At 58.3% G+C, this 211-nt stretch carries 1 protein-coding gene; it reads right to left on the bottom strand.

Features of this window, described 5'->3' with window-relative positions:
• A partial coding sequence (locus QUB06_RS19735) for a hypothetical protein (RefSeq protein WP_333436696.1) occupies positions 1–211 on the bottom strand: 211 nt, incomplete at both ends.

Here is a 211-nt window from a genome sequence, read left to right as displayed (position 1 = left end):
GAGTTGGAGTTGTTGGAGTTGGCGTCACCGGGCGCAAGATAGCCGCGACAGTAGCGACAGCGGGACTGGTGGCGCCGCTGTTGTCTGTGGCGCTGTAGGTGAAATTGGCTCCTGTAAAGTTGCCCGTCGTGGAGAAAAATAGTTGCTGTAACTGTGCCGGAGTCAGGACTTGACCTGGTGTCACCGCAACGCCACCGTTGGCTGGATCTCC

This window comes from Microcoleus sp. D2_18a_D3, assembly GCF_036702455.1.
Lineage (GTDB): Bacteria > Cyanobacteriota > Cyanobacteriia > Cyanobacteriales > Microcoleaceae > Microcoleus.
Note: the sequence above shows the minus strand (reverse complement) of the source record. Positions and strands in the feature narration are given on the sequence as shown.